We start from the raw sequence: 4,999 nt of genomic DNA, 5'->3' as shown, positions 1-4,999 counted from the left end.
AGGGTCCTCCGCGCCGGCGAAGCAGAACGCCGCGCTCAGCCGCCGGGGCCTGCCGAGCTCGCCGCTGCGCAGCCGGCTCGCCAGGTCGCGGATCACCGGATGGGCAGCCGTCCAGACCGCCTCCATGAGGAACCGGTCGCAGCGACGGGCCGTCGCGACCAGCGCCGCCCCGCTGGCATGGTCGAGGGTCAGCGGCTTCTCGCACAGCACGTGCTTGCCGGCCTCGAGCGCCGCCGTCGCGTGCTCGGCGTGGAACGGGTGCGGCGAGGCGACGTAGACGACGTCGACCTCCGGGTGGGCGAGCACGTCCGCGTACGAGCCGGCCGTGGGGGCGCCGTACACTTCGGCGAAGGCGGCGGCGCGCGCCGGGTCCCGGGAGCCGACGGCCACCAGGCGGCTGTCGGGCATGAGTGCGAGATCGTGGCAGAACAGGGCTGCGATCCGGCCTGGCGCGAGCACGCCCCAGCCGACCTTGGTGTCCATGGAGGACAACCTACGTGGTCGGAGACCCGCCGAGGGATGCGAATGACATCGGTGTGATTCGGGCGTTAGAGTGACGTTCGCACACCTGTTGGATCGTCCCACCCGGTTCCGTGGAGGAGTCCTCATGAACGCCGAGCGCAGCACCCAGGAGACCGCCGCCGCCGCGGCCGGTCCCGGCGGCCTCAGCGACCGAGACCGCGCGATCTTGGAGTTCGAGCGCCAGTGGTGGAAGTACGCCGGCGCCAAGGAGAGTGCGGTCCGCGAGCAGTTCGACATGTCCGCCACGCGCTACTACCAGGTGCTCAACGCGCTCATCGACCGTCCCGAGGCGCTCGCCGCCGACCCGCTGCTGGTCCGACGCCTGCGTCGGCTGCGCTCCCAGCGGCAGCGCCAGCGGTCCGCGCGGCGCCTCGGCTTCGAGATCTGAGCCCCATGATCCCGGTGCGTGACCGCTCCGAGCGCGGCGCCGTGCTGCCCTCGCCGGTCGTGTTGCTCACCGTCGTGGCGGTCGCGCTGGCCGCGATCGCCTTCGTCGCCACCCGCGGTGGAGAGTCCGCCGAGCGCGACGTCTCCGCGACCAAGGCTGCGGCCACACCGAGCGGGTCGGCGGCCAGCGGAACCTCCGAGGCCGCGACCGAGACGGCGAAGCAGCGCAAGCCCAAGAAGAAGGTCGTCAAGCGCGCTGACCACACGGTGGTGGTCTTCAACAACACCTCGATCACCGGCCTCGCCGGGCGGGTCTCGGAGAAGGTGACGGCGGCCGGATGGACGGTCGCGGCCGCCGACAACTGGTACGGCACCGTGCCCGCCACGACGGTCTACTACCCGGCGGGCAGGAAGGCCGCGGCTCAGCTGCTCGCGCTCGACCTGGGTGTCGCGCGGATCATGCCCGCCGACGCGGACGCGGACATGAGCCCCACCAGCCTGACCCTGATCCTCACCGGCGAGCTGGACTGACCACCCGCGATCAGCGCCGGTCACCATCGGCATGGTGGGATGGAGCCGTGCAGTTCCCAACCGTCGAGGGCGAACACCAGTACGACGCGCTCGTCCGGGTCGCATCGCGAACGGTGGTGGGCCTGGACTTCGACGGCACCCTCTCCCCGATCGTGGACGACCCGACGAAAGCGCACATCCACCCCGATGCCAGCGCGGTCCTCGTCGACCTGGCCGCCCAGGTCGACGCGATCGCAGTGATCACCGGTAGGCCCGCGCGGCAGGCGCTCGACCTTGGCGGGCTCGAGGAGGTGGGTGACGCGATCCAGGCCGTCGGCAAGGAGCTCTTCGTCTTCGGCCAGTACGGCAACGAGCGCTGGTCCTCCAGCCAGCGCAGGATCGTCGGCGCCCGGCCGCCGCGGGGCCTGGCCACCTTCGAGCGCGACCTCCCGCGCACGCTGCGCACCGCGGGCGCGGCGGACGCCTACATCGAGGACAAGGGGCTGGCCGTCGCTGTGCACACCCGCCGGCTCCCGGACCCCGACGGCGCGTTCGCCCGGCTGCTGCCGCCGCTGAGCGAGCTCGCCCGTCGCCACGGTCTGGTCATCGAGCCCGGTCGCGCGGTGATCGAGGTCCGCTCACCCGGGTCCCACAAGGGAATGGTGGTCGAGCGACTGGCCGCCGACCGGGATGCGCAGGGCTTCCTGTTCGCCGGGGACGACCTCGGCGACGTGGAGGCCTTCGACGCGATCGGGGACCTCGCCAAGCAGGGGGTGGCCACTCTCAAGGTGTGTGCGGCGTCCTCGGAGCAGAGTGCCCTGATCCCGCTCGCGGACGTGGTGGTCCGCGGTCCGGAGGGCGTCCTCGACTTCCTGCGCCAGTTCGCGCAGGACGCGCAGGCAGGACGCAGCTGACCCCAGCTGAGCCAAGCCCTCGCGCGCCGGTCAGTGGTCGGCGCAGCAGGGAACTTGGTCGCGAGCCTCGAAGGGCACCAGCACGCCGCCGGCCGCGGGCTGCACCAGCAGCGAGCACCGGCCCTCGCGCCAGGTCGGTCGCGCGAAGCCGGTGAGGTCGAGCACGGACTCCGGTCCCACCACCGTCCCGGCCAGGCTGTCGACCACGTCCACGCAGCTCCGCGCGACCACCTCCGCCGCGGTCAGCCGCCGCTCGATCTCCGTACGGCCGGGATAGCGCGCGAGACGGCCGGCGCTCCGCGACCGGTGCTCGGCCACCGCCGGCTCGGCGCCCTCCGCGAGCTCGGGTGCGACGACCAGGGCGGTTCCCGCCGCCAGGGACACCTCGGTGAGCTGGGGCAGGGCGGCCAAGAGCCGGTCGACCACCGCTCCGCGCCCGCTGCCCTCCCATCCGAGCACCACGACGAAGCGCGGCGTCGGGGTGCGGGAGACGTGGGTGCTGATGACGTGCTTCACGGGCAGCACGCCGGTGAGTGCCTGGTCGACGGCCTGCACGAGATGCTCCACCGCCGCGAGCGTGGCGGCAGCGGTGTCCACCGCCACCGCGGTGGCGGTGGACACCGGAGGGGTCGCGGTCACCGGATCGGCACGGCCCAGATCGGGTTGGTGTAGAACCACAGGTCGACCCACGGGTCGGCGTCGCCGATCACGTCGATCGCCGGACCCGCCGGGTCGACCTCGCCGCCGTAGTAGCCCGGCTGCTGCCGGTTGCCGTCGGTCCCGCGGAGTCGTACGTAGAACGGCTCGTCGAGCTCGCCGAGGTCGTACTTGAGGGTGAACCGCCCCGTGTGGCCCGAGGTGTCGGTCTGCTCGACGACCTTGGTGTCCGGGGCGGTCATGGTGTCGCGGTCCGAGGCGTGGCCGGGGACGACCGCGCCGCGGATCAGGTCGACCCGATTGAGCTTCGGCACGAACTGCGACCAGTTCGGCACGTCCTGCGCGGTGATCGTGACGACCAGCTGCACCCGGCTGCCGCGCTTGGCCAGCAGCGTCCCGCCGAGGGTCTCCTGGACCGAGCCGCGGCGGTCCGCGGCCACGAGCCGGACGTCGACCGACTTGACAAGGTTGCCGTGGTCCACCCACATCCGCCCGTCCCGCATACCCTTCATGACCGCGCGGTACGAGCGGTCCGAGGCCCCGACGTGGGTGCGGCTGTAGAACCCCGGCCAGAAGTCGCTCGCGGTCAGGTTGACCGTGCCGCCGTACACCGGGTCGCCGTACCGACCGGCGGCGTTGAACTGGGCGCTCGAGGAGCCGTCCGGCCGCCGCGAGGTGGCGCCCCAGTTGATGTGGGAGTCGGAGTTGGCCGAGATCGACCACGGCTTCCCCTCCGCGAGGAGCGAGTCCCACAGGCCCCCCACGGTGGCCGTGTAGAAGTCGAAGCCGCCCCAGGACCGGTAGCTCTCCGGCGGGTAGCCGGGGAACGAGCGGGCACCGGCGGAGTTGCCGTAGCCGCCCCGGGCGGCCCCGGGGCCGTAGCCGACCGGGAGCCCACCCGCCTGGTGGCCGGGAGCGCCCTCCCAGCCGATCGCGACCCGCGGGTCGGCGTCACGCCACGCCCGCACCTCGTGCGGGCTGTCGATCCCGTTGCGTGCCGGGTGGTTGGCCAGGAACAGTGCGTCGTCCACACGACGCTGGTCGACCTGACGGCCGAGCCACTGGATGCCGGCGACGGCGAGGGCCTCGTTGCTCGGCGTGTTGTCGCGGGCGTCCTTCACGCTGCCGTCGTAGTCGGTCTCGAACTGCTTGAGCACCGCCACCTCGTGGCGGCCGGGCGCCACGAAGACGGTGCCGTGCTCGGCGGCCGGGATGTTCCACTCCAGACCCTGGAAGATCAGCGTCTCCGGCAGTTCGGCGCGGGCGGCGCGGATGTCGGGGTTGACCAGGTCGACCCCGATCCGGGCGTGCGTCGCCCCGCCGTGGTCGGTGATGACCAGCCAGTCGAGGCCGTACGCCGCCGCGTGCTGGGCCTGGTCGACGACGCGGTACATCGCGTCCGAGCTGTACTGGGTGTGGATGTGGTGGTCGCCCGCGAGCCAGTGGCGTACGGAGCCGCGGCGCCAGTCGGCCCGGTGCTCGTCACGGCCCTCCGCCATCGCCGGGGTCACGCCGGTCATGCCGGCCATGCCGGCGGTGAGCGCTCCGGTGATGCCCGCGGCGCGGAGCAGGCTGCGGCGGCTGAGCTCGGCGGGGGTCAGGTCCCCGTCGGCGGCGTCGGAGGAGGCGGCGAGGGTCAGGTCGTCGACCGAGTGGTCGTGGGAGTGGTCGTGGGAGTGGTCGTGCGCATGGTCGTGGGAGTGACCGCCGTGCGAGTGCGAGTGGTTCACGATCGTCCTTCTCAGGGGGGTCGGATGTGAGCCCCTCCACCCAACCGAAGCGCTGGCGTACGGCGCGAGGCTCGTCAGGTGGCGCCCAGGGGGCCGTGCGGTGAACGTGAGCTGTCCACGACCGGCCCCGTGCTGGGGCGTGGTCTCGGATCAGCCGAGCGCGGCGCGGCGCCGCTGTAGATGGGCGCGCTCGGCGTCGTTCGTGCACGCGGCCAGCGCGGCGTCGTACGACGTCCGCGCGGCGGTGCGCTCGCCGAGCCGCGCCAGGAGCTCGGCCCG

General features: G+C 72.9%; 6 protein-coding genes. 3 read left to right on the top strand and 3 right to left on the bottom strand.

The window, feature by feature from the left end:
- Window positions 1-483, bottom strand: a 483-nt coding sequence (locus E7Z54_RS20540; protein WP_168798436.1) for a Gfo/Idh/MocA family protein, incomplete at its 3' end; no start/stop codon positions are given.
- A 124-nt stretch (window positions 484-607) separates the two neighbouring features.
- Between E7Z54_RS20540 and E7Z54_RS20535 the strand changes: the two genes are divergently transcribed.
- Genes E7Z54_RS20535 through otsB form a run of 3 tightly spaced genes read left to right on the top strand, consistent with a single transcriptional unit; the run spans window position 608 to window position 2,333 of the window.
- Window positions 608-910, top strand: coding sequence for a DUF3263 domain-containing protein (locus tag E7Z54_RS20535; RefSeq protein ID WP_136436602.1), 303 nt, complete (start codon window positions 608-610; stop codon window positions 908-910).
- A gap of 14 nt (window positions 911-924) precedes the next feature.
- Window positions 925-1,440, top strand: a complete 516-nt coding sequence (locus E7Z54_RS20530) for a LytR C-terminal domain-containing protein (protein WP_136436601.1) — start codon at window positions 925-927, stop codon at window positions 1,438-1,440.
- A gap of 47 nt (window positions 1,441-1,487) precedes the next feature.
- Window positions 1,488-2,333, top strand: a complete 846-nt coding sequence (gene otsB / locus E7Z54_RS20525) for a trehalose-phosphatase (protein ID WP_136436600.1) — start codon at window positions 1,488-1,490, stop codon at window positions 2,331-2,333.
- A 30-nt stretch (window positions 2,334-2,363) separates the two neighbouring features.
- Here the strand turns inward: otsB and E7Z54_RS20520 are convergent, their stop codons facing one another.
- Both E7Z54_RS20520 and E7Z54_RS20515 read right to left on the bottom strand, forming a co-directional pair.
- A complete protein-coding gene (locus tag E7Z54_RS20520; RefSeq protein ID WP_136436599.1) occupies window positions 2,364-2,972 on the bottom strand; it encodes a hypothetical protein in 609 nt (202 codons plus the stop codon).
- Window positions 2,969-4,720, bottom strand: coding sequence for a PHP domain-containing protein (locus E7Z54_RS20515; protein WP_136436598.1), 1,752 nt, complete (start codon window positions 4,718-4,720; stop codon window positions 2,969-2,971). The genes E7Z54_RS20520 and E7Z54_RS20515 overlap by 4 nt, the downstream gene beginning before the upstream one ends.
- Window positions 4,721-4,999 lie beyond the last annotated feature (279 nt).

It is taken from the genome of Nocardioides sp., from assembly GCF_004803405.1.
Taxonomy (GTDB): domain Bacteria; phylum Actinomycetota; class Actinomycetes; order Propionibacteriales; family Nocardioidaceae; genus Nocardioides; species Nocardioides vastitatis.
The sequence above is the reverse complement of the archived record's forward strand: the minus strand, read 5'-3'. Positions and strand labels throughout refer to the sequence as shown.